Annotated in this window: 19 protein-coding genes; 6 read left to right on the top strand and 13 right to left on the bottom strand. The window is 70.8% G+C overall.

Annotation, left to right across the window (positions count from 1 at the left end; translation table 11 throughout):
- Nucleotides 1-38: 38 nt before the first annotated feature.
- Nucleotides 39-3,578 carry a DNA polymerase III subunit alpha gene (gene dnaE / locus IE108_RS26810; RefSeq protein ID WP_064727410.1) on the bottom strand — a complete coding sequence of 1,180 codons (3,540 nt, stop codon included), beginning with the start codon at nt 3,576-3,578 and terminating at the stop codon, nt 39-41.
- A gap of 204 nt (nt 3,579-3,782) precedes the next feature.
- Here dnaE and IE108_RS26815 point away from each other — a divergent pair, with 204 nt between their 5' ends.
- From IE108_RS26815 to IE108_RS26830, 4 genes are all read left to right on the top strand, one after another.
- Entirely contained in the window at nt 3,783-5,123 is a 1,341-nt protein-coding gene (locus IE108_RS26815) for a DUF2252 domain-containing protein (RefSeq protein ID WP_064727411.1), read from the top strand.
- 69 nt (nt 5,124-5,192) lie between these two features.
- A complete protein-coding gene (locus IE108_RS26820; protein ID WP_064727412.1) occupies nt 5,193-5,900 on the top strand; it encodes a hypothetical protein in 708 nt (235 codons plus the stop codon).
- 93 nt (nt 5,901-5,993) lie between these two features.
- On the top strand, nt 5,994-6,794 hold the full coding sequence (locus IE108_RS26825; protein WP_064731705.1) for a DsbA family protein: 801 nt from the start codon (nt 5,994-5,996) through the stop codon (nt 6,792-6,794).
- A 125-nt stretch (nt 6,795-6,919) separates the two neighbouring features.
- Nucleotides 6,920-8,605 (top strand): alkaline phosphatase D family protein, encoded by a 1,686-nt coding sequence (locus tag IE108_RS26830; protein ID WP_064727413.1) that lies wholly within the window; start codon nt 6,920-6,922, stop codon nt 8,603-8,605.
- On the opposite strand, the gene IE108_RS26835 is transcribed toward IE108_RS26830, so the two are convergent.
- Nucleotides 8,590-9,186 (bottom strand): dienelactone hydrolase family protein, encoded by a 597-nt coding sequence (locus tag IE108_RS26835; protein WP_064727414.1) that lies wholly within the window; start codon nt 9,184-9,186, stop codon nt 8,590-8,592. The genes IE108_RS26830 and IE108_RS26835 overlap by 16 nt on opposite strands.
- A gap of 105 nt (nt 9,187-9,291) precedes the next feature.
- Between IE108_RS26835 and IE108_RS26840 the strand changes: the two genes are divergently transcribed.
- Nucleotides 9,292-10,419, top strand: coding sequence for a mechanosensitive ion channel family protein (locus IE108_RS26840; protein WP_064727415.1), 1,128 nt, complete (start codon nt 9,292-9,294; stop codon nt 10,417-10,419).
- 24 nt (nt 10,420-10,443) lie between these two features.
- Here IE108_RS26840 and IE108_RS26845 read toward each other — a convergent pair whose 3' ends face one another.
- From IE108_RS26845 to IE108_RS26865, 5 genes are all read right to left on the bottom strand, one after another.
- Nucleotides 10,444-12,030 (bottom strand): Na+/H+ antiporter, encoded by a 1,587-nt coding sequence (locus IE108_RS26845; RefSeq protein ID WP_064731706.1) that lies wholly within the window; start codon nt 12,028-12,030, stop codon nt 10,444-10,446.
- A 90-nt stretch (nt 12,031-12,120) separates the two neighbouring features.
- On the bottom strand, nt 12,121-12,606 hold the full coding sequence (locus IE108_RS26850) for a GNAT family N-acetyltransferase (protein ID WP_064727416.1): 486 nt from the start codon (nt 12,604-12,606) through the stop codon (nt 12,121-12,123).
- Nucleotides 12,603-13,547 carry an RluA family pseudouridine synthase gene (locus tag IE108_RS26855; RefSeq protein ID WP_064727417.1) on the bottom strand — a complete coding sequence of 315 codons (945 nt, stop codon included), beginning with the start codon at nt 13,545-13,547 and terminating at the stop codon, nt 12,603-12,605. Before IE108_RS26855 ends, IE108_RS26850 begins: the two co-directional genes overlap by 4 nt.
- Before the next feature lie 77 nt (nt 13,548-13,624).
- Nucleotides 13,625-14,218 (bottom strand): signal peptidase II, encoded by a 594-nt coding sequence (lspA, locus tag IE108_RS26860; RefSeq protein ID WP_064727418.1) that lies wholly within the window; start codon nt 14,216-14,218, stop codon nt 13,625-13,627.
- Between the two features lie 111 nt (nt 14,219-14,329).
- On the bottom strand, nt 14,330-15,130 hold the full coding sequence (locus IE108_RS26865) for a TraR/DksA family transcriptional regulator (RefSeq protein WP_064727419.1): 801 nt from the start codon (nt 15,128-15,130) through the stop codon (nt 14,330-14,332).
- A 603-nt stretch (nt 15,131-15,733) separates the two neighbouring features.
- Here IE108_RS26865 and ileS point away from each other — a divergent pair.
- Nucleotides 15,734-18,880, top strand: coding sequence for an isoleucine--tRNA ligase (gene ileS / locus IE108_RS26870; RefSeq protein WP_079163484.1), 3,147 nt, complete (start codon nt 15,734-15,736; stop codon nt 18,878-18,880).
- A 191-nt stretch (nt 18,881-19,071) separates the two neighbouring features.
- Here ileS and divIVA read toward each other — a convergent pair whose 3' ends face one another.
- The 6 genes from divIVA to ftsZ all read right to left on the bottom strand — a co-directional run bounded on the left by divIVA (nt 19,072) and on the right by ftsZ (nt 24,111).
- Entirely contained in the window at nt 19,072-20,274 is a 1,203-nt protein-coding gene (gene divIVA / locus IE108_RS26875) for an apical growth/hyphal branching protein DivIVA (protein WP_064727421.1), read from the bottom strand.
- 55 nt (nt 20,275-20,329) lie between these two features.
- Complete coding sequence (locus tag IE108_RS26880) at nt 20,330-20,614, bottom strand: YggT family protein (protein ID WP_007448661.1); 285 nt, start codon at nt 20,612-20,614, stop codon at nt 20,330-20,332.
- Between the two features lie 81 nt (nt 20,615-20,695).
- Nucleotides 20,696-21,337, bottom strand: a complete 642-nt coding sequence (locus tag IE108_RS26885; RefSeq protein ID WP_064727422.1) for a cell division protein SepF — start codon at nt 21,335-21,337, stop codon at nt 20,696-20,698.
- 129 nt (nt 21,338-21,466) lie between these two features.
- Nucleotides 21,467-22,177, bottom strand: coding sequence for a YggS family pyridoxal phosphate-dependent enzyme (locus tag IE108_RS26890; RefSeq protein WP_064727423.1), 711 nt, complete (start codon nt 22,175-22,177; stop codon nt 21,467-21,469).
- A gap of 6 nt (nt 22,178-22,183) precedes the next feature.
- Nucleotides 22,184-22,912, bottom strand: a complete 729-nt coding sequence (pgeF, locus tag IE108_RS26895) for a peptidoglycan editing factor PgeF (RefSeq protein WP_064727424.1) — start codon at nt 22,910-22,912, stop codon at nt 22,184-22,186.
- A complete protein-coding gene (gene ftsZ / locus IE108_RS26900) occupies nt 22,909-24,111 on the bottom strand; it encodes a cell division protein FtsZ (RefSeq protein ID WP_064727425.1) in 1,203 nt (400 codons plus the stop codon). Before ftsZ ends, pgeF begins: the two co-directional genes overlap by 4 nt.
- Between the last annotated feature and the right edge of the window lie 244 nt (nt 24,112-24,355).

Consider the following 24,355-nt stretch of genomic DNA (forward strand, 5'->3'; position numbering starts at 1 on the left):
CCGGGAGCGCCCCTTGCCCGCTTTCGGGCGGAGCCCCCTCAGCCCGCCAGGCAGGACGGGCCGAGCAGCACCTTCAGGTCGCCGAACAGCGCCGGATCGGGCTTGACCCGGTGCCGGTCCAGCCGGAGGACCGTCGTCTTCGTCGGGCCCTGGAGCTTGATCCGCACCTCGCTGTCGCCCCGGTGGTGGGTGAGGATCTCGCCGAGGCGGCTGACCATCGGCGGCGTGACGCGGGTGGCCGGGATGGTGAGGACCACGGGCGCGTTGGTGCCCGCGTTGGACAGGTCGGGGACCTGGAGCTCCATCGCGACCAGCCGCGGTACGTCCTCCCGCTTGTCGAGCCTGCCCTTGACGAAGACCACCGCGTCCTCGACGAGTTGGGTGGACACCAGCTGGTAGGTCGCCGGGAAGAACATGCACTCCAGCGAACCGGCCAGGTCCTCGACGGTGGCGATGGCCCAGGCGTTGCCCTGCTTGGTCATCTTGCGCTGGAGGCCGGAGATGATGCCGCCGATGGTCACGACCGCGCCGTCCCCGAAGTCACCGCCGGTGAGCTGGGAGATGCCCGCGTCGGCCTTGTCGGACAGCACGTGCTCCAGGCCGAAGAGCGGGTGGTCGGAGACGTAGAGACCGAGCATCTCCCGCTCCTGGGCGAGCAGGTAGGTCTTGTCCCACTCGTCCTCGCCGAAGACGACGTCGAGCCCGAAGCCCGGCTCGTCGCTCTGCTCGTCGCCCATGCCGCCGAAGAGGTCGAACTGCCCCTCGGCCTCCTTGCGCTTGACCGCGACCACGTTGTCGATCATCGGCTCGTACTGCGCGGTGAGGCCCTTGCGGGTGTGCCCCATCTCGTCGAAGGCGCCGGCCTTGATCAGCGACTCGGTGGTCCGCTTGTTGCAGACGACCGCCTCGACCTTGTCCAGGTAGTCGGGGAAGGAGGCGTACTTCCCCTTCGCCTTGCGGCACCTGATGATCGACTCGACCACGTTGGTACCGACGTTGCGGACGGCGGAGAGGCCGAAGAGGATCACGTCGTCGCCCTGGGCGGCGAAGTTCGACATGGACTCGTTGACGTTGGGCGGGAGCACCTTGATGCCCATGCGCCGGCACTCGTTCAGGTAGACGGCCGACTTGTCCTTGTCGTCCTTGACCGAGGTGAGCAGGGCGGCCATGTACTCGGCCGGGTAGTTGGCCTTGAGGTACGCCGTCCAGTACGAGACCAGGCCGTACGCGGCGGAGTGCGCCTTGTTGAACGCGTAGCCGGCGAAGGGGACCAGGACGTCCCACAGGGCCTGGATGGCCTCGTCGCTGTAGCCCTTCTTGCGGGCGCCCTCCTGGAAGAGGACGAAGTTCTTCGCCAGTTCGTCGGGCTTCTTCTTGCCCATCACGCGGCGCAGGATGTCGGCCTCGCCGAGCGAGTAGCCCGCGATGATCTGGGCGGCCTTCTGCACCTGCTCCTGGTACACGATCAGGCCGTAGGTGACCGCGAGGACCTCCTGGAGGGGCTCCTCCAGCTCCTTGTGGATCGGCGTGATCTCCTGGAGGTTGTTCTTGCGCAGCGCGTAGTTGGTGTGCGAGTCCATGCCCATCGGGCCCGGACGGTATAGCGCGGAGACGGCGGAGATGTCCTCGAAGTTGTCGGGCTTCATCAGCCGCAGCAGCGAGCGCATGGGACCGCCGTCGAACTGGAAGACGCCGAGCGTGTCGCCGCGCTGGAGGAGGTCGAAGGTCGTCGGGTCGTCCAGCGGCAGGGACAGCAGGTCGAGGTCGACGCCCTTGTTGGACTTCACCATCTTGACGGCGTCGTCCATGATCGTGAGGTTGCGCAGGCCGAGGAAGTCCATCTTCAGCAGGCCGAGCGACTCGCACTGCGGGTAGTCCCACTGCGTGATGGTCACGCCGTCGGTGTGCCGCACCCAGATCGGGGCGTGGTCGACGATGGGCTCGCTGGACATGATCACGCCGGCCGCGTGCACACCCATCTGCCGGACCAGTCCCTCGACGCCCTTGGCGGTGTCGATGACCTTCTTGACGTCCGGCTCGTTCTCGTACATCGAGCGGATCTCGCCGGCCTCGCTGTAGCGGGGGTGGGTCGAGTCGGTGATGCCGTTGAGGTCGATGCCCTTGCCGAGGACGTCGGCGGGCATCGCCTTGGTGAGCCGGTCGCCCATCGCGTACGGGTAGCCCAGCACGCGCGCGGAGTCCTTGATGGCGTTCTTCGCCTTGATCTTGCCGTAGGTGCCGATCATGGCGACCTTGTCGGCGCCGTACTTCTCCGTCACGTACCTGATCACCTCGACGCGCCTGCGCTCGTCGAAGTCGATGTCGACGTCGGGCATGGAGACGCGCTCGGGGTTGAGGAACCGCTCGAAGATCAGGCCGTGCGGGATGGGGTCGAGGTCGGTGATGCCCATCGCGTAGGCCACGATCGAACCGGCCGCGGAGCCTCGGCCGGGGCCGACCGCGATGCCCTGGTTCTTGGCCCACATGATGAAGTCGGCGACCACGAGGAAGTAGCCCGGGAACCCCATCTGGATGATGACGTCCATCTCGTACTCCGCCTGCTTCTGGCGGTCCTCGGGGACCTGGCCCGAGAAGCGGCGCTCCATGCCGCGGCGGACCTCCTCCTGGAACCAGGTGACCTCGGTGAAGCCGTCGGGGATGTCGAACTTCGGCATGAGGTCGCGCTTCTCGAACATGCCGGTGGTGTCGATCATCTCGGCGATCAGGCGCGTGTTGGCGCAGCCCTCCTGCCAGGCGTCGGAGGAGTCGATGGCGTACATCTCGTCCGTCGACTTCAGGTAGTACCCGGTGCCGTCGAAGCGGAAGCGGTCGGGGTCGGAGAGGTTCTTGCCGGTCTGGATGCACAGCAGCGCGTCGTGGGCGGTCGCCTCGTGCGCGTACGTGTAGTGCGAGTCGTTGGTGACCAGGGGCGGGATGCCGAGCTTGCGGCCGATCTCCAGGAGGCCGTCGCGGACCCGGTGCTCGATCTCGATGCCGTGGTCCATCAGCTCCAGGAAGTACCGGTCCTTGCCGAAGATGTCCTGGTAGTCGGAGGCGGCCTGGAGGGCCTCGTCGAAGTGGCCGAGGCGCAGCCGGGTCTGCACCTCGCCGGAGGGGCAGCCGGTGGAGGCGACGATGCCCTCGGACCACTGGGAGATGGTCTCCTTGTCCATCCGGGGCCACTTCTGGAGCCAGCCCTCGGCGTAGGCGTCCGAGGAGAGCTTGAAGAGGTTGTGCAGGCCGGTCCGGTTGGTCGCCCACATCGTCTTGTGGGTGTAGCCGCCGGAACCCGAGACGTCGTCCCGCTTCTGGTGCGGCTGGCCCCACTGGATCTTGCGCTTGTTGCGCCGCGACTCGGGGGCGACGTAGGCCTCGATGCCGATGATCGGCGTGACCCCGGCCTTCTTCGCCGAGTGGAAGAAGTCGTACGCCCCGTGCAGGTTGCCGTGGTCGGACATGGCGATGTGTGACATGCCCATCTCATTGCAGGCGTCGAACATGTCCTTGAGCCGCGCGGCACCGTCCAGCAGCGAGTACTGGGTGTGGACGTGCAGGTGCGTGAACGGCGGCTTGGACACGTGCGGCCTCCTGAGAAAACTGTGGGCGACGGGCTGCGGTCAGTCCGGGGGGTCGGCGTCGAAGTCTATGCCTCGGGACTGACACTCCGAGGCCCCCCGCGCGTACCTTCGGGGGCGGGCACTCCCGCACCCCCTCGGACGTTGGGCCGAGGGGAGATCCGCTCCACCCCGTCAGGCACCACCCCGCACCAGGAGGCACCAGGCATGTCGGTCCCGCAGCTCGACGAGGAGCACCGCGGCGAGGAGATCCTCGCCGTCTTCGACACCGCCTTCGGCCGGCTGCTGGCCGCGGACCCGGCGGCTTTCCGCGTGAAGTTCCGGAAGATGGCGGCCTCCGCCTTCGCGTTCTACCGGGGTACGGCGTGCCTCTTTTACCACGATTTGACCGAGGACCCCGAGTTCGGTTCCCGGGAGGACGGCCGGTACCTGGACGAGCGGACCTCCCGGGTGTGGATCCACGGCGACCTGCACGCGGAGAACTTCGGCACGTACATGGACTCCACGGGCCGGCTGATCTTCAACGTCAACGACTTCGACGAGGCCTACGTCGGCCCCTTCACCTGGGACCTCAAGCGCTTCGCCGCCTCCATCGCGCTGATCGGGTACGCGAAGGCCCTCAGCGACGAGCAGATCACCGAGCTGGTGCGGGTGTACGCGGGCGCGTACCGCGAGCGCATCCACGCCCTGGCCACCGGCGCCAAGAGCGACGAGGTGCCGCCCTTCACGCTGGACACCGCGGACGGGCCGCTGCTGGGCGCGCTGCGGGTGGCCCGCTCCCTGACCCGCTTCGGGCTGCTGGACTCGATGACCGAGATCCGCGACTTCGAGCGCCGCTTCGCCCCCGGCGGCGGCGCCGTCGAGCTGGACGCCGCCACCCGCTACAAGGTGCTCGCGGCCTTCGACGGCTACCTGGAGACGCTCCCGGAGTCCTCCCTGGCCCGCCCCGACTCCTACCGGGTGAAGGACGTCGTGGGCCGCCGGGGCATCGGCATCGGCTCGGCCGGCCTGCCCTCGTACAACATCCTCCTGGAGGGCAACAGCGACGCCCTGGAGAACGACGTCGTGATCTACATCAAGCAGGCCCAGACCCCGGCGGTCTCCCGGCACATCACCGACCCGGCGATCCGGGACTACTTCCAGCACGAGGGCCACCGCACGGTGATCTCCCAGCGCGCCCTCCAGGCGCACGCGGACCCGTGGCTGGGCTGGACCGAGCTGGACGGATCCGGGCAGCTGGTCGCCGAGGTCTCGCCGTACGCCGTCGACCTGGACTGGGGCGACATAGACGACCCGGAGGAGATCGCCGAGGTCGTCTCCGACCTGGGCCGGGCCACGGCCGCCATGCACGCGGCCGCCGACGACCAGTCCGGCGAGTCGCTGGTGCCCTTCTCCACCGAGCGCGCCATCGACGCCGCGATCGCGGCCGACGAGGAGAACTTCGCGCCCCTGCTGACCGACTTCGCGCACCGGTACGGCGCACGCGCGCGTGCCGACCACCAGACCTTCGTCGACCTGTTCCGCAACGGCCGCATTCCGGGTCTGTAACCGTCGGCACTCTCACAGGAACCCTTTAGGGGTCCCTTACCGGACCCCGTGACACACTCTTCTACTGCTATGGACATATCCGGAACCCCGCTCAGAGCCGTCCGCGCGGCGCTGTTCACGGCACTCGTCGTGACCCTCAGCACCGCGTCGCACGTCCTGCTGTCCGGGGTTCCGCTGCCGCTGCCCACGGTGGCCGCCGTCGCCGCCGCCGTGTTCCTGATCGCGTACGCCCTGGCCGGGCGGCGCGAGCGCGGCTTCGGGCGGATCGCCGCCCTGCTGATCCCGCTGGAGCTGGCCGCCGACACGGTGTTCACCACCGGCCAGCACGTCTGCTACGGCCGTGCGGGCGGCCCCGTCGCGGGCCCCCTGCGCTCCGTGGGCTTCGACGTGCTGTGCGGAGACGGGACCGGCCTCCACGCGGGCGTGACGGCGCCCCTGACCCGGGTGACCGGTGCCGAGACCGACCGGATGGCGGCGCTGCTCGCCGACGCCGATCCCGGCACCGCCTGGCTGCTGCTGGGCGCGCACGTGGGCGTCGGGCTGCTCGCCGCGGCCTGGCTGCGCAAGGGCGAGCGGGCGCTGGCCCAGCTGCTCGGCGCGGTGGCCGCCACCACCTTCCGGCCGCTGCTGCTCGCGGTCGCGGCCGTGAGTGTCCGCCGGGCCCCGGCGGCACGCCGCCCCGCGGCCCCGGGCGAGGGCACCACCGGCGCCCGCGAGCGGATCCTCACCCACTCCGTGGGACGGCGCGGGCCGCCGCGCGCGCCCGCCCTCGCGTGACCCGTCACCGGACGTCACCGAGCACACGCGCAGCAGCCCCCCGTACGAGTTTCCGCACACCCCCGTGTGCGCGTCCCCGGAGAGATCACCAACATGAGCAAGCGGAACAGCCAGGCGGCGAAGACGGCGGCCCGTGAGCGCCTGCGCGAGGAGCGCGAGCGCCAGGCCAAGCGCGACAAGGTCAAGCGGCAGGGCATCGTGGCCGCCGCCATCGTCGGCGTGCTGGCGATAGCCGGCGGCATCAGCTACGCCGTCGTCCAGGGCAACCAGCCCTCGACGTGGGAGAAGGCCGCCGACGCCAAGGTGGTGGCCCCGGCCAACACCTCGGGCAAGGACGGCACCACGGTCACCATCGGCGAGTCCAAGACCGACAACACCGTCCACCTCTACGAGGACCCGCGCTGCCCGGCCTGCGCCTCCTTCGAGCAGAACATCGGCGAGAGCGTCAACAAGGGCATGAAGGACGGCGACTACAAGCTCTCCTTCACCATCGGCACCTTCCTCGACGGCAACCTGAGCGGCGAGGGCTCGAAGAACGCCCTGAGCGCGCTCGGCGCCGCCCTGAACGTGAGCCCCGAGGCGTTCCTCGAGTACAAGACCGCCCTGTTCTCCTCCGAGTACCACCCGGAGGAGTCGAGCGACGAGTTCGCCAAGGACGACTACCTGGTCAAGGTGGCGGACTCGGTCGACGCCCTCAAGGGCAACAAGAAGTTCCAGGACGCCGTGGAGAAGGGCACCTACGACGCCTGGGCGATGCGGATGAGCAAGTCCTTCGACACCGCCGAGGGCGTCCAGTCCACCCCGACCATCAAGATCAACGACAAGGTGATCGAGAACCCCGGCTCGGTCGCCGAGTGGGACAAGGCGCTCAAGGACGCCAAGGTCACCAAGTGATCGGTGCCTGACCTCCCTGTGACCCCCGCCCGGGGGTGACGCCGCACCGACGCACGGCGGACGAGCGGGCGAACTTTTGCGAGTTCGCCCGCTCGCGCGCATACCGATCAGTAACCTGATCGTCCGTGACCAGTCGACACAGATCGTCCGAGAAACCCGCCCCGACGTCCGCCGTGCCCGCGGGCGTCCGAACTCCCAGCCGCCGTACGGTCGTCAAGGCCGCGGCGGCCGGCGCCGTCCTGGCCGCCCCGCTCGCCGCCGCGCTGCCCGCGGGCGCCGCCGGCGCGGCCCCCGCCTTCCTGCACGGCGTCGCCTCCGGGGACCCGCTGCCCGACGGCGTCCTGCTGTGGACCCGGGTGACACCGGTGCCCGAGGCCATACCGGGCTCGGGCGCCGGTCCGGACACCCCGGTGAACTGGGTCGTCGCCACCGACAAGGCCCTCACGAACATCGTCGCCAAGGGCTCCGTCACCGCGACCGCCGGCTCCGACCACACCGTCAAGGCGGACGTGCGCGGTCTCGCGCCGGCCACGGACTACTGGTTCCGCTTCTCCGCGGGCCCCACCGACTCCCCCGTCGCCCGCACCCGCACCGCACCGGCCGCCGGCGCGGCCGTCGCCGGGCTGCGGTTCGGCGTGGTCTCCTGCGCCAACTGGGAGGCCGGGTACTTCTCGTCGTACCGCCATCTCGCGGCCCGCGGCGACCTGGACGCCTGGCTGCACCTGGGCGACTACATCTACGAGTACGGCACCGGCGAGTACGGCACCCGGGACACCGTCGTACGGCCGCACGCCCCGGCCCACGAGATCCTCACGCTCGCCGACTACCGCATCCGGCACGGCCGTTACAAGACCGACCCCGACCTCCAGGCGCTGCACGCCACCGCGCCCGTCGTGGCCATCTGGGACGACCACGAGATCGCCAACGACACCTGGTCGGGCGGCGCCGAGAACCACACCGAGGGCGCCGAGGGCCCCTGGGCGGCGCGTCAGGCCGCGGCCAAGCAGGCCTACTTCGAGTGGATGCCGGTGCGCCCGGCGATCGCCGGCACCACCTACCGGCGGCTGCGCTTCGGCAAGCTGGCCGACCTCTCGCTCCTCGACCTGCGCACCTACCGCTCCCAGCAGGTGGCGCTCGGCAACGGCGACGTGGACGACCCGGACCGCACCCTCACCGGCCGCGCCCAGCTCGACTGGCTCAAGTCCGGCCTCGCCGCCTCGGACACCACCTGGCGGCTGGTCGGCAACCCCGTGATGATGGCGCCGTTCGCCATCGGCTCGCTCTCCGCGGAGCTGCTCAAGCCGCTCGGCGAGCTGCTCGGCCTGCCCAGGGAGGGCCTCGCCCTCAACACCGACCAGTGGGACGGATACACCGACGACCGCCGGGAGCTGCTGGCCCACCTGCGCGCGAACGCCGTCCGCAACACCGTGTTCCTCACCGGCGACATCCACATGGCGTGGGCCAACGACGTGCCGTACAACGCCGGCACGTACCCGCTGTCCGCCTCCGCCGCCACGGAGTTCGTCGTCACCTCGGTGTCCTCCGACAACCTCGACGACATCGTGAAGGTCCCCGAGGGCACCGTCTCGGCGGTCGCGGCGCCGGTCATCCGGGCCGCGAACCGGCACGTCCACTGGGTCGACACCGACCGGCACGGGTACGGCGTGCTGGACATCACGGCGGAGCGCGCGCAGATGGACTACTACGCCGTCTCCGACCGCACCGACCCGGACGCCACGTCCCGGTGGGTCCGCTCCTACCGCACCCGCAGCGGCACCCAGCGGGTGGAGCGCGTCTACTCGCCCGCCTGAGCCGTCCCCTCGCCGAGCGAGTCGAGGAAGCCGAGCGCCACCCGCCAGGTGGCCTCGGCCGCCTCCTCGTCGTAGTCCGGCAGCTCGGGGTCGGTGTAGAGGTGGCCCGCCCCGGCGTACCGGTGCACCTCCACGTCGGCGCCGATCCGGCCCATCTGGAGATACCAGGCACTCAACCAGTCGTCCGTCTCGAAGGCGTCCGGCTCGGCCACGTGCAGCTGGACCGGCAGGTCGTCGACCGAGGCGTTGGCCGCGATGTCCGAGGTGCCGTGCAGCAGGAGCAGTCCGCGCGCCCGGTGGTCGCCGAGGGCGAGGGTCTGGGCGATGGACGCGCCGAGCGAGAACCCGGCGTACACCAGTCCGCGCTCCGAGTAGGGGGCGGCGGCCAGCACCGCCCGCTTGAGCAGCTCCTCCCGGCCGATCCCGTCCTGGTGGGCCATGCCCTCCTCGACCGTGTCGAAGGTGCGTCCCTCGTAGAGGTCCGGGGTCCACACCTGGTGCCCGGCGTCGCGCAGCCGGTCGGCGGCCTGCCGCACCGCGGGCCTCGGACCGAGGGTCGAGTGAAAGAGCACGATGTTCATGGGGCCATCGTGCCAGCCGGGTGTGACGGCCCGGCGCGCGGCGGCACCCCGGGCGGGACGCAAGTCACAGGTTCGGGGCACGCCCCGGGCGGTTACGTTCGAGGGATGGAGACCATACTCCGCCCGCTGATCGTGGTCGGCGGCTCGGTCCTGCTGACCCTGGTCATCGGCTGGGCCACCGACCTGTTGCTGCGCAAGGCCGACGGACGGCACCCCGAGACACCGCTGTGGGGGCTGCTGCGCCGCGCCCGCGTGCCCTACCAGCTCCTGCTCTGCTCGGCCCTGCTGAGAGGGTCCTACGTCGAGGCACAGGTCTTCCCGGACCACCGCACGGGTGTCGGCCGGACGCTGACGCTGGTACTGATCGGCTCAGCGGCCTGGATGGTGGTCCGGATCGCCGCCGCGGTCGTCGAGACGTCGTACTCCCGCTACGCGCACGCCCACTCCCAGCGCAACCCCGCCCGGGTCCGCCGGGTGCGCACCCAGGTGTCGCTGATCATGCGGGTGGTGACGGCCGTCGTCGGCGTGGTCGCCGTGTCCTCGATGCTCCTGACCTTCCCGGCGATGCGCGCGGCGGGCGCCTCGCTGCTGGCCTCGGCCGGTCTGCTCGGCATCGTGGCCGGCATAGCCGCCCAGTCGACGCTCAGCAACATGTTCGCCGGGTTCCAGATCGCCTTCGGCGACATGGTGCGCATGGGCGACACGGTCGTGGTGGACGGCGAGTGGGGCACCGTCGAGGAGATCACGCTGACGTACCTGACCGTGCGCACCTGGGACGAGCGCCGGATCACCATGCCGGTGTCGTACTTCACCTCCAAGCCGTTCGAGAACTGGTCGCGCGGCACCCCGCAGATGACCGGGACCGTCTTCTGGCACCTCGACCACACGGCGCCGCTGGACCGGATGCGCGAGCGGCTGCGCGACCTGCTGCGCGAGTGCCCGGCCTGGGACGGGCGCGACTACAACCTGACGGTCACGGAGACCACCCAGAACACCATGCAGGTGCGGGCCCTGGTGACGGCGAAGGACGCGGACGACATCTGGACGGTGCGGGTCACGGTCCGCGAGGGGATGATCCGCTGGCTGGCCGAGGAGCACCCGTACGCCCTGCCGCGGGTCAACACGGCCGACGCGGCGCTCCGGCCGGCCCGCGACGGCGTCCACCGGCCCCGCCGCTCCGCCGACGGGGGAGGATTGCGCCGCTTCCCGGAGCACCCGACGAAGAGCCTGTGACCCGGCTCGTCCCGGGTCCGCCGCTCAGCGCAGGCTGCGCACGTCCAGGTGGCGCAGCACCCGGTCCACGATCTCCGGGTCGGAACCGGGCTCGCTGCGCGCCGCGAGGATCTCGTGCCGGGCGGCGCTGAGCATCTCGCCCTGGATGCGCCGGACGCGCTTGATCCGCCGCGCCCGCTGCTCCTGCGCCTCCCGGCGCTCCTCGTCCCCGAGGTCCGGGCTGATCCGGATCCCGATGTCGTAGGCGCGCCGCAGCATCTGCTCGGACAGCTCGTCCGGCAGCTCCTCCACCGACTCGATCTCCTTGAGCCGCTGCTTGGCCGCCTTGGCCGCGCGCAGGCCCAGCGCCTTCTCGTAGGCCTGCTCCCGCTCGGTGTCCGCCCGTACGCCGAGCCGGCCCACCAGCCAGGGCAGGGTCAGCCCCTGGAGCAGCAGCGTGACCATGATCACCCCGAAGGCGATGAAGATGATCTCCTCGCGGTTGGGGAAGGCCGCGCCGTCATCGGTCTCCAGCGGGATGGCGAGGGCCAGCGCGACCGAGGCCACGCCGCGCATGCCGGCCCACCACATGACGACGGTCTCCCGCCAGCTGGTCGGGATGTCCTCGTCCTGGTCGCGTCTCGCGTGCAGCCGCTGGGTCAGCCAGGTGGCGGGCAGCAGCCACAGCAGCCGGACCAGGATGACGACGGCGCTGACCGCGGCGGCCCAGCCGAGCAGCTCGGTCCAGCGCCCGGACGCGGTGCGGATCGCGTTGTGCAGTTCGAGGCCGATCAGGCCGAAGGCCACGCCGGTGACCAGGGTGTCCACGACGTCCCACACGGTGTGCCCGGCGAGCCTGGTCATCACGTCGTCCGCGTCCGAGGCGTACTCGGCGAGGAACATCGCGGTGGTGAGGACGGCCAGCACGCCCGAGCCGTGCAGTTCGTCGGCGGCGACGTAGCTGACGAACGGCACCAGCAGGGTCAGGCCGATCTGGAGCGTCGGGTCCTCCAGGACGCTCATCAGCTTGTTGGAGCCCCAGCCGAGCGCGAGCCCGACGGCGACGGCGACGACGGCGGACAGCACCAGGTCGAGCCCGGCCTCCCAGGCGGAGAAGGTGCCGCTGACGGCGGCGGCGATGGCCACGTGGTACAGGACGATCGCCGTGACGTCGTTGAACAGCCCCTCGCCCTCCAGGATGGAGACCAGGCGGCGCGGCAGCCCCAGCTGGCCGGCGACGGCGGTCGCCGCGACCGGGTCCGGCGGCGCCACCAGCGCGCCCAGCGCGAAGGCGGCGGCGAGCGGCAGCCCGGGGACGATCGCGTGGGCCACGGTGGCCACGCAGGCCATGGTGAGGAAGACCAGCGCCACCGCCAGCAGGAAGATGGGCCGCTTGTTGGCCGCGAACTGCCGCCAGGAGGTGCGCCGCACGGCCGCGTACAGCAGCGGGGGCAGCAGGGCCGGCAGGATGATCTCGGGCGGGATGTCGACGTTGGGCACGAAGTCGAGCAGGGCGAGGACGATCCCGAGGACCGTCATCAGCACCGGCGCCGGCAGCCCGAGCCGGACGCCGAGGGGGACGCTGAGCAGGGCCCCGAGCAACAGCAGGAACAACAGGGCCAACTGATCCACGGTCACCGCTCCGGTGGGGTCTCGGCGTTCACACGGCAGGCCTCAAGCCTGCCACGCCACCCGCCCCACCAGCCGTTTCGGCGCCCTGGGCTACAGGGCGCGCCGCATCGCCCGGTGGGGTATCCCGGCGTCGGGGAACTCGGGGCCGTACGCCGCGTACCCCAGCCGCTCGTAGAAACCGAGGGCGTGGGTCTGCGCGTGCAGGTCCACCGCGGTGAGCCCCCGCGCGCGTGCCGCGTCCTCCACCGCCCGCACCAGCGCCGCGCCGACGCCCAGTCCGCGGGCCGACGCGGTCACCGCGAGGCGGCCGAGCGAGCCGACGGCCGGGTCGCCGTCGCCGTTCTTCGCGGCCGCCGCCGTACCGTGCAGGAGCCGGCCGGTGCCCAGGGCCTCGCCGTCCGCCCGGACCGCGAGGACGTGGACCGCGTCCGCGTCGTAGGCGTCGTACTCGATGTCCTCGGGGACCCGCTGCTCGGCGACGAAGACGTCCTTGCGCACCGCGAAGCAGGCCTCGCGGTCGGCCGGGTCCTCGGCGACGCGGACCTCGTAGTCCGGCGCCGGGTCGATGGCGCTCATCCGTAGGTCTCCTCGCGGACCAGGTCGAGGGCGCGCTGGAGGTCCTCGGGGTAGTCACTGGCGTACTCCACCCAGTCGCCGGTGCCGGGGTGCTCGAAGCCGAGGCGGACCGCGTGCAGCCACTGGCGGGTCAGGCGCAGCCGCTTGGCGAGGACCGGGTCGGCGCCGTAGGTCAGGTCGCCGACGCAGGGGTGGCGGTGGGCGGCCATGTGGACGCGGATCTGGTGGGTGCGGCCCGTCTCCAGCTTCACGTCGAGCAGGGAGGCGGCGCGGAAGGCCTCGATGAGGTCGTAGTGCGTGACGGAGGGCTTGCCCTCGGCGGTGACGGCCCACTTGTAGTCGTGCTGCGGGTGGCGGCCGATGGGGGCGTCGATGGTGCCGCTGGTCGGGTCGGGGTGGCCCTGCACGAGCGTGTGGTAGCGCTTGTCGACCGTGCGCTCCTTGAACTGGCGCTTGAGCGAGGTGTACGCGCGCTCCGACTTGGCCACCGTCATCAGGCCGGAGGTGCCGACGTCGAGGCGGTGCACGATGCCCTGCCGCTCGGCGGCGCCGGAGGTGGAGATGCGGTACCCGGCGGCGGCCAGTCCGCCGATGACGGTCGGCCCGTTCCAGCCCGGGGAGGGGTGGGCGGCGACGCCGACCGGCTTGACGATCACGACCACGTCCTCGTCGTCGTGCACGATCTCCATGCCCTCGACGGGCTCGGCGACGATCTGCACCGGCGCGGGCGCCTGCGGCATCTCGACCTCCAGCCAGGCGCCGCCGTGCACGCGCTCGGACTTGCCGACCACCGAACCGTCGACCTGCACCTTGCCCGCCGCGGCGAGCTCCGCGGCCTTGGTACGGGAGAAGCCGAACATGCGGGAGATGGCGGCGTCGACGCGCTCGCCCTCCAGGCCGTCGGGCACGGGCAGGGTGCGGATCTCGGGAATCGTGCTCACCCGTCGAGTATGCAGGACGGGCCGGACACTCCCGAACGCGCGCTCCATGCCTGTGGACGGTCACCGCCCGCGAACGCTCAGTCCTTGTGGACGGTCCCGTCCGGGTCCAGGCCGCGGAAGGAGAGGATCACGATCAGGATGCCGCCGCAGACGATCGCCGAGTCGGCGAGGTTGAAGACGGCGAAGTGCTTGGGCGCGATGAAGTCCACCACCGCGCCCTTGAAGACGCCCGGCGAGCGGAAGATCCGGTCGGTGAGGTTGCCGAGGGCACCGCCGAGCAGCAGACCGAGCGCGACCGCCCACGGCAGGCTGTACAGCTTGCGGGCGAGGCGGGCGATCACGACGATCACGGCGGCCGCGATGACCGTGAAGATCACCGTGAAGGCCTCGCCGAAGCCGAAGGCCGCGCCCGCGTTGCGGATGGCCGCGAACCTCAGCCAGTCCCCGATGATCTCGATCGGTTCGTTGTGCTCCAGCTTGGCGACCACGATCATCTTGCTGACCAGGTCGAGCAGGTACGCGAACGCGGCGACCGCGAACAGCACGGCGATCCGCCGCCTGCCCCGGGGTCGCTCGGGAGCGCGCTCCTGATCGGCTTCGGGCCGCTCCTCCCCGTCCCCCGCCGCGTCCGGGGTGTCCGGCGTACCGATGATGCGCTCCGCCTCTGCCACGTGAGTCCCTCAGCCTAGGTACCTGACTGAGGACGAGGGTACGGCACACCTTCCGTCCCGTACGTGCTCAGGACCCATACCGGCGCGCGGTGGCGGCGGATCGGCACCGCCTCAGTACCGGCGCTCCTGCTTCTGCTTGCACTCGACGCACAGGGTCGCCCTCGGGAAGGCCTGCATGCGCGCCTTGCCGATCGGGTTGCCGCAGTTCTCGCACAGGCCGTAGGTACCCGCGTCCAGGCGTTCCAGGGCGTGCTCGGTCTGGGTGAGCACCTCGCGCGCGGTGGCCGCCAGCGCCAGCTCGTGCTCGCGCGTGATGTTCTTGCTGCCGGTGTCCGCCTCGTCGTCGCCCGCGCCGTCGCCGGAGTCCCGCATCATGCCCTGCAGCGACCGCTCGGCGGAGTCGATCTCGGTGCGCAGCCGGTCGGCCTCGGACTGGAGCCCGCCGCGCGCCTCCTCGACCTCTTCCGGGGTCCAGGGCTCCTCACCGGGGCGTACCGCGAGGTCACCGGGGTCCGCAGCGGCGCCGCGGGCCTTGGGAACGGCGGTCTTGGCCGCCGTGGCCGTGCCAGGAGTCTTCTTCGCAACCACCGTCGTGGCTCCCGTCTGCTCCGCGGCCCGCGCCGCGCCCGCCTTCTTGGCCGTGCTCTTCTTCGTCGTGCTCTTCCCGGCCGTGCTCTTCTTGGCCGCGGACTTCTTCGCCGTCGCCTTTTCCGCCGGGCCGTGCTCCGTGGTGCTCGCCGCCGCGTCGCTCTTCTTCGCGGCGGACGTCTTCCTCGCGGCGCCGGCCTTCCCCGCGGCCGCCTTCTTGCCCGTCGTCTTCTTGGCCGTCGTCTTCCTGGCCGTCGTCTTCTTGGCGGCGGTCTTCTCCGCAGCCGCCTCCGACTGCTCTTCGGCGGTCTTCTTCGCCACCATGGCCGCGGCCCCTTCACATATTGTGATCTTGCGCGCGAATCGTGCTGGGACGATAAATCGACTCCGCTCCCGCGGCAACGGGGCACGCCGCCCGATTCGCCCGCCCGCCGTGCGCCACGCGGCGAGCATGAATGCGTTGTGCCCAGCTCCCCGCCCGGTAATCCGCCCCGGGCGCCCCCGGCCGGGCCGCCCGGAAGCCGTGTGCGCGCCGGTGGCATTCGGGTCACACCGGGCGCCGCCGGGGCCGTGGGGCGCCGGCCCCGCCGGGCCCCGGGAAACCCCGGGAAAAGGGTCGGCCGCTGTCCGCGCGGCGCCGTACACTGGGCGGAGCGAAAAGCGTGGATGGGGACGAGTAGCGGCGTCAGCAGCCCAGAGCGACCCGGGGACGGTGTGAGCCCGGGGGCGAGCGCGACGTGAAGATCACCCCGGAGCCGCCGGAGGAAAGCCGTGGCCTGGAGCCTCGGCGAGTAGAACCGGCTCGCGACCCCAATGAGGGGGCTGACCGGCGCACACGACGCACCGGGGAGCCAAGGAGGGTGGTACCGCGGGAGCACGTCTCTCGTCCCTCCGACGGAAGGCAGCACGTCCGCCGGAGGAAGCTCGTTGAATACGCAGCCGCAGTACCGCCAGGTGCCCGCCCAGGTCGACCTGCCCGCGCTCGAACACGCGGTGCTCGACTTCTGGCGCGAGCAGAAGATCTTCGCCAAGAGCCTGGAGCAGTCCGAGGGCCGCCCCGAGTGGGTGTTCTACGAGGGCCCGCCCACCGCCAACGGCATGCCCGGGGCGCACCACATCGAGGCCCGCGTCTTCAAGGACGTCTTCCCCCGCTTCCGCACGATGCGCGGCTACCACGTGGGCCGCAAGGCCGGCTGGGACTGCCACGGCCTCCCCGTGGAGCTGGCCGTCGAGAAGGAGCTGGGCTTCTCCGGCAAGCAGGACATCGAGGCGTACGGCATCGCGGAGTTCAACGCCAAGTGCCGCGAGTCGGTGACCCGCCACACCGACGCCTTCGAGGAGCTCACGACCCGCATGGGGTACTGGGCCGACCTCCAGGACCCGTACCGCACGATGGACCCCGAGTACATCGAGTCCGTCTGGTGGTCGCTGAAGGAGATCTTCAACAAGGGCCTGCTGGTCCAGGACCACCGCGTCGCCCCCTGGTGCCCCCGCTGCGGCACCGGCCTGTCCGACCACGAGCTGGCGCAGGGCTACGAGACGGTCGTCGACCCGTCCGTCTACGTCCGCTTCCCTCTCACCTCCGGCCCGCTGGCCGGCGAGGCCGCCCTCCTGGTGTGGACGACCACGCCCTGGACCCTCGTCTCGAACACCGCGGTGGCCGCGCACCCGGACGTCACCTACGTCGTCGCCACCAACGGCGACGAGAAGGTCGTCGTCGCCCAGCCCCTGGTCGCCAAGGCCCTCGGCGAGGGCTGGGAGACCACCGGGCAGTCCTTCACCGGCGCCGAGATGGAGCGCTGGACGTACCAGCGCCCCTTCGAGCTGGTCGAGTTCCCGGAGCCGGCCCACTACGTCGTCAACGCCGAGTACGTCACCACCGAGGACGGCACCGGTCTCGTCCACCAGTCCCCCGCCTTCGGTGAGGACGACCTCAAGGTCTGCCGCGCCTACGGCCTGCCGGTGGTCAACCCGGTCCGTCCCGACGGCACCTTCGAGGAGGACGTCCCGCTGGTCGGCGGCGTCTTCTTCAAGAAGGCCGACGAGAAGCTGACCGAGGACCTGGACTCCCGCGGCCTGCTGTTCCGGCACATCCCGTACGAGCACAGCTACCCGCACTGCTGGCGCTGCCACACGGCGCTGCTGTACTACGCGCAGCCCTCCTGGTACATCCGCACCACGGAGATCAAGGACCGCCTCCTGGAGGAGAACGAGCGGACCAACTGGTTCCCGGACTCCGTCAAGCACGGCCGCTACGGCGACTGGCTGAACAACAACATCGACTGGGCGCTCTCCCGCAACCGCTACTGGGGCACCCCGCTGCCCATCTGGCGCTGCGAGGACGACCACCTCACCTGCGTGGGCTCGCGCGCCGAGCTGACCGAGCTGACCGGCACCGACCGGTCCGGCCTGGACCCGCACCGCCCGTACATCGACGACGTGACCTTCGCCTGCCCGCAGGACGGGTGCGGGAAGACGGCCACGCGCGTGCCCGAGGTCATCGACGCCTGGTACGACTCGGGTTCGATGCCGTTCGCGCAGTGGGGCTACCCGTACAAGAACAAGGAACTGTTCGAGTCCCGCTACCCGGCGCAGTTCATCAGCGAGGCCATCGACCAGACCCGCGGCTGGTTCTACACGATGATGGCGGTCGGCACCCTGGTCTTCGACAAGTCCTCCTACGAGAACGTGGTCTGCCTCGGCCACATCCTCGCCGAGGACGGCCGCAAGATGTCCAAGCACCTGGGCAACATCCTCCAGCCGATCCCGCTGATGGACCAGCACGGCGCCGACGCCGTCCGCTGGTTCATGGCGGCCGGCGGCTCCCCCTGGGCGGCCCGCCGGGTCGGTCACGGCACCATCCAGGAGGTCGTCCGCAAGACGCTCCTCACCTACTGGAACACGGTCGCCTTCCAGGCCCTGTACGCCCGCACCACGGGCTGGGCGCCGAGCGAGGCCGACCCGGCGCCGGCGGACCGCCCGGTCCTGGACCGCTGGCTGCTCTCGGAGCTGCACGCGCTCACCGACCAGGTCACCCAGGCGCTGGACGCGTACGACACCCAGCGCGCCGGCAAGCTGCTGTCCGCGTTCGTCGACGACCTCTCCAACTGGTACGTGCGCCGCTCCCGCCGCCGCTTCTGGCAGGGCGACAAGGCCGCGCTGCGCACCCTGCACGAGGTCGTGGAGACGGTCACCAGGCTGATGGCGCCGCTGACCCCGTTCATCACCGAGCGGGTCTGGCAGGACCTGGTCGTGCCGGTCACCCCGGGCGCCCCCGAGTCGGTGCACCTGTCCTCCTGGCCGGAGGCCGACCTCTCCGCGATCGACCCGGAGCTGTCGAAGCAGATGGTCCTGGTCCGCCGCCTGGTCGAGCTGGGCCGCGCCACCCGCGCGGAGTCGGGCGTCAAGACCCGGCAGCCGCTCAGCCGCGCGCTGATCGCGGTCGCGGGCTTCGACGCGCTCTCCCCCGAGCTGCGCACGCAGATCACGGAGGAGCTGAACGTCGAAACGCTCGCCTCCCTGAGCGAGGTCGGCGGCTCCCTGGTCGACACGACCGCCAAGGCCAACTTCCGGGCCCTGGGCAAGCGGTTCGGCAAGCGGGTCCAGGACGTGGCGAAGGCCGTCTCGGCGGCGGACGCGGCCGCCCTGTCCCTCGCCCTGCGCGAGGGCACCGCCTCCGTCGAGGTCGACGGCGAGACCGTCAGCCTCGCCCCCGACGAGGTGATCATCACCGAGACGCCGCGCGAGGGCTGGTCGGTGGCCTCCGACGCCGGCGCGACGGTGGCGCTCGACCTGGAGATCACGGAGGAGCTGCGCCGCGCGGGCCTGGCCCGGGACGCCATCCGCCTGATCCAGGAGGCCCGCAAGAACAGCGGCCTGGACGTCGCCGACCGGATCGCCCTGCGCTGGACGGCCACGGACCCGGCGACGACCGACGCCCTGTCCGGCCACGCGGACCTGATCGCCGAGGAGGTCCTCGCCACGGACTTCGCCCAGGGCGAGGCCGATGACGCCTACGGCGCGCCGTTCACGGACGAGGGCCTGTCCCTGACGTTCCGCCTGCGCAAGCAGTAGCGGCCGGCACGACGAGGGCCCGCCTCCCCCTGCCGGGGAGGCGGGCCCTCGTCGTCGCACCGGAAAGGCACCGGAAGACACGGGGCGAAGGTGCCGGGCACAAGGGCGGGCCCCGGGTCAGAAACCCGGGGCCCGCCCTGAACGCTGCCGGCTGCTACGCCGTACTACCTACCGGACGTCGGTACGCCGGCTCAGTTGTCGTCCTCGTCGATCAGGAACCCGCGCATCGGCGAAGGCGCCTGGCCCATCGGCGAGGGGCCCTGCGGCCGCACCGGCGCCATCGGCTGGGTCATCGCCGGCGACATCTGCTGCTGGCCGCCGCCGTAGGACGGACCGGACTGACCCGGCCCACCACCCATCGACTGGTTGCCGCCGTAGGACGGGGCGCTCGCGCCGGCCGGTGCCATCGAGGGCGCCGGGGACGGCGGCAGCGAGGCCGTCGCGGGCGTACGCGGCGGGGCGAGCGAGTCGTCCGCCTGGGTCTCCAGCTGACGCAGCTGCGACTCCAGGTAGGACTTCAGCCGCGTGCGGTACTCGCGCTCGAAGCCGCGCAGGTCCTCGACCTTGCGCTCCAGCGTGGCGCGGGCGGACTCCAGGGAGCCCATCGCGACGCGGTGCTTCTCCTGCGCGTCCCGCTCCAGGGCGTCGGCCTTGGCACGGGCGTCCCGCTCCAGACCCTCGGCACGCGAACGCGCCTCACCGACGATCTTGTTGGCCTCGGAACGCGCCTCAGCGATCGCCTGGTCGGCGGTCTGCTGGGCCAGCGAGAGGACACGGGCGGCGGAGTCGCCACCGGGACCGCCCTGACCCGGCATGCCGGGGCCGCCGGGACCCTGCGGACCGCCCATGGGGCCGCCCATCGGACCGGGACCCATCTGGCCCTGCATCGGACCCGGGCCCTGGCCCATCGGCCCGGGACCCTGACCCATCGGGCCGGGACCCTGCGGGCCCTGTCCGCCGGGACCGGCGGGCAGCTGCGGGGCACCGCTCGGCAGCTGGGGCGGGCCACCCATGGGGCCACCCATCTGCTGCTGCGGCGGGCCCGATATGCCGGCGGGCACCGGAGCGCCGGGACCTCGCATGCCCTGCTGGGGCATACCGCCCTGCTGCGGCATCCCACCCTGCTGGGGCATGCCGCCCTGCTGCGGTGGGTGCTGCCCGTGCTGCTGGTCCTGCGGAGGTTCCGGAGGCTTGCGCATGTTCTGCTGGTTCTGCGCGGCCGCACGCGTCGCCGCGGCCAACTTGGCGCGCAGGTCCTCGTTCTCGCGGAGCAGTCGGGTCAGTTCGGCTTCGACCTCGTCGAGGAAGGCATCGACCTCGTCCTCGTCATAGCCTTCTCGGAGGCGGACGGTCGTGAACTGCTTGTTCCGCACGTCCTCGGGGGTCAACGGCATCTCTTCACCTCAACGTTGTCGTCGGCATTCGGCAAGCCCGTATCTCTCTCATCGATCACAGCCGGCTCACGATCGAGATCAGGATGTAGACGATGATCATCAGTACGAAGAAGGACAGGTCGAGCGCCACGCCCCCGAGACGCAGCGGCGGGATGAACCGCCGCAGAAGCTTCAACGGTGGATCGGTGACAGTGTAGGTGGCCTCAAGAACGACCACCATCGCCTTGCCGGGTTGCCACGAGCGGGCGAACTGGAAGACGTAGTCCATGACCAACCGGAAGATGAGCACGATGAGGAAGCACATCAGCGCGATGTAGACGACATCCAGGACCACGCTCATGACTGGTGCTTCCCTCTCCCCTGAACCATCTCTCGGATCCGTCCTCGGATCCGTGCTCTTGCTCTGTACCGGTGGTGCGTCTCAGCTCTGGTTGAAGAATCCGCCCTCTGCGATGCGGGCCTTGTCCTCCGCCGTGACATCGACGTTAGCAGGAGACAGCAGGAACACCTTCTGCGTCACCCGCTCGATACTGCCGTGAAGACCAAACACCAAACCGGCCGCAAAGTCGACAAGTCGCTTCGCATCTGTGTCATCCATCTCAGTGAGATTCATGATCACCGGAGTGCCCTCACGGAAGTGTTCCCCGATGGTACGGGCCTCGTTGTAGGTCCGGGGGTGAAGCGTGGTGATGCGGTAGGGCTCTCGTTCGGACACGACCTTGGGCATGATGACCGGTGCGCTCTTTTCCAGGCTTGCGCGTTCTTGTGTGATGGACGCCACGGGCGCGATCCGCGCCGGGCGCCCGGATTCCGCCGCGAGCGAAGTGGCACGGGGCATCGGCTCGCGCTGCGCGGGCGGTTGCACGACTCGTACCTCTTCGTCCCTTTGGGGCTGATGTGAACCGTGCGACTGATGTGCCGGTTCGTGGCGCCGGTGATCCCGCTCGGGCTCCGGGTCCAGTTCCGGTTCGAAGTCGTCGTCGGGGTCGAAGCCCCTGCCGTCGTAACCATCGTCCTCCACGAGGCCGAGGTAGACCGCCATCTTGCGCATCGCGCCGGCCATGCTCTGAGTCCTCCGCTCTGTGGTGGATCGGCTGACGACTGCCAAGTGCCCGCGATCCACGAGGTCGTTGCGTCCGCCTTTCAGCGGTAATGACCATATTTTCTGCTGTGGTCCGACTTCTTGGCGACGTTACCCGAGCCTGGGGCGGACTCCGAGTACCGCAGTGCCGACGCGTACATGTGTCGCTCCGGCGGCCACGGCCTGTTCGAGGTCCGCACTCATGCCTGCGGAGACCATGTTCGCAGCCGGATGGGCTCGGCGCACGCAGGTCGACAAATCCATGAGGCGCTCGAAGGCCGCCTGTTGCCGCCCCGCGTACTCGCCGGTGAGGGGCGCCACCGTCATCAGACCGTCGAGCCGCAGCCCGTCCGCGCCGGCGACCAGGTCGGCCAACTCCTCGACCCCGGCGGGCGGGACGCCGCCGCGCCCGCCCTCCCCCTCGTCGAGCGCCACCTGGAGCAGGCAGCCCAGCTCGCGACCGGCGCGCACGGCCTCCTTGGACAGGGCCGTCACGAGCCTGGGGCGGTCGACGGACTGCACCACGTCCGCGTACCCGACCACGGAGCGCACCTTGTTGGTCTGCAACTGGCCGACGAAGTGCCAGGTGAGCGGCAGGTCCGCGCAGGCGGCGGCCTTCGGTGCGGCGTCCTGGTCGCGGTTCTCGGCGACGTGCCGCACCCCGAGTCCGGAGAGAATCCGCACATCGTCGGCGGGATAGGTCTTGGTGACCACGACGAGGGTGACCTCCTCGCGGCCGCGTCCGGCGGCCGCGCAGGCGGCGCCGATGCGCTCTTCCACTTTCGCCAGGTTGGCGGCGAGTTCGTGCTTACGGTCCGTCATGCCCCATCAGTCCAGCCAGACATAGCCGGCGAGCCGCCCGGTGGTGCGGTCGCGTCGGTACGAGAAGTGGTCCCCCGACCCCCGGGTGCACACCGGCGACCGCTGCCCGTCGCCCACCCCGAGCCGGTCGAGCTGCGCGTGGACGCCCGCGGCCACGTCGACCGCCGGGGTGCCCCAGCTCGTCTCGGCGTACGCGGCCGGTTCGACGGCGAACACCTCGGCCCGCATCTCCTCCGGCACCTCGTAGCACCGTCCGCACACGGCGGGTCCGGTGCGGGCGACGATCCGGGCGGGGTCGGCGCCCAGCTCCGCCATGGCCCGTACGGCCGCGGGGACGATGCCCGCGACCAGGCCGGGCCGGCCCGCGTGGGCCGCGGCGGCGACACCGGCGACCGGGTCGGCGAGGAGCACCGGCACGCAGTCGGCGGTGAGGACGGCGAGGGCGAGACCGCGTTCGGCGGTGACGACCGCGTCGACCCGCGGGACCGGGGCGTCGCCCCAGGGGCCGTCGACGACGGCGACGTCGGCGCCGTGCACCTGGTTCATCCAGACCACCCGGTCCGGGCCGATGCCCAGCGACTTGGCGGCCAGCTCGCGATTGGCCGTGACGGCGCCGGGGTCGTCGCCGACCGCGCCGCCGAGGTTGAGCTCCTCGTACGGAACGGCGCTCACTCCGCCCCACCGGTCGGTGAAGCCGAAGTGCGCGCCGTTCACGGTGTCGCGCTGTCCTATCACTTCAGGAAGTCCGGCACGTCCAGTTCCTCGGCCGCGCTGTCCGAGTAGGTCCGCGACGGCGGGACCGGCGGCGGGGAGACCTGCGGCAGGTCGGCGACCGGCTCGGGCGCGGGCGCCTGCTCCGGCTCCTCCTTCGGCTTGACGCTGCCGAGCGAGCCGAAGGACGGGCGGCTCTCGGACGGCCGCGCCGGGGTGGGCTCCTCGCGCTTGGCCGAGGACGAGCCGAGGACGTTGTCCCGCTTGGACGGCGGCTGGCCCCCGTCGAAGCCGGCGGCGATCACCGTGACCCGGACCTCGTCGCCGAGCGCGTCGTCGATGACCGCGCCGAAGATGATGTTGGCCTCGGGGTGGGCGGCCTCGCTGACCAGCTGGGCGGCCTCGTTGATCTCGAACAGGCCGAGGTCGGAGCCGCCGGAGATGGAGAGCAGCACACCGCGGGCGCCGTCGATGGACGCCTCCAGGAGCGGCGAGGAGATCGCCATCTCGGCGGCGGCCACCGCGCGGTCGTCGCCGCGGGCCGAGCCGATGCCCATGAGGGCGGAGCCGGCCTCGGACATGACCGACTTGACGTCGGCGAAGTCCAGGTTGATCAGGCCGGGCGTGGTGATCAGATCGGTGATGCCCTGCACACCGGACAGCAGCACCTGGTCGGCGGACTTGAACGCGTCGAGCACGCTGACCTGGCGGTCCGAGATGGACAGCAGCCGGTCGTTGGGGATGACGATGAGGGTGTCGACCTCTTCGCGGAGTTCGGCGATGCCGTCCTCGGCCTGGTTGGCCCGGCGCCGTCCCTCGAAGGTGAAGGGGCGGGTGACCACGCCGATGGTGAGGGCGCCCAGCGAACGCGCGATGTTGGCCACGACGGGCGCGCCGCCGGTGCCGGTGCCGCCGCCTTCTCCGGCTGTCACGAAGACCATGTCGGCCCCCTTGAGGACCTCCTCGATCTCCTCGCGGTGGTCCTCGGCGGCCTTGCGGCCGACGGCCGGGTTGGCTCCGGCGCCGAGTCCGCGGGTGAGTTCGCGGCCGACGTCGAGCTTGACGTCGGCGTCGCTCATCAACAGCGCCTGCGCGTCGGTGTTGATGGCGATGAACTCGACGCCCTTGAGACCGACCTCGATCATCCGGTTGATGGCATTGACACCACCGCCGCCGACACCGATGACTTTGATGACTGCGAGGTAGTTCTGCGGTGCTGCCACGTCGAAGGCCTCTCGCCTCGAGTTACGTGTCGCCCGGTCATCGAAGCACTGATGCCCCCGCGACCTGACGACTGATGCCGATTGGGACGGTCCGTAGTGCCGACCCGAACCCTAACGCTGAAGTTTAGGGTTACCAGTGTGTCTGTTCCTTGGAGTCTTCTGAACAGGACACTAAGTCGACAAGTGGCGCACGTTCAACGAACACGCCGAACCTCCCGTTTTTCTTTTCACCCTATGTGATCAG

This window comes from Streptomyces parvulus, from assembly GCF_014648855.1.
Taxonomy (GTDB): domain Bacteria; phylum Actinomycetota; class Actinomycetes; order Streptomycetales; family Streptomycetaceae; genus Streptomyces; species Streptomyces parvulus.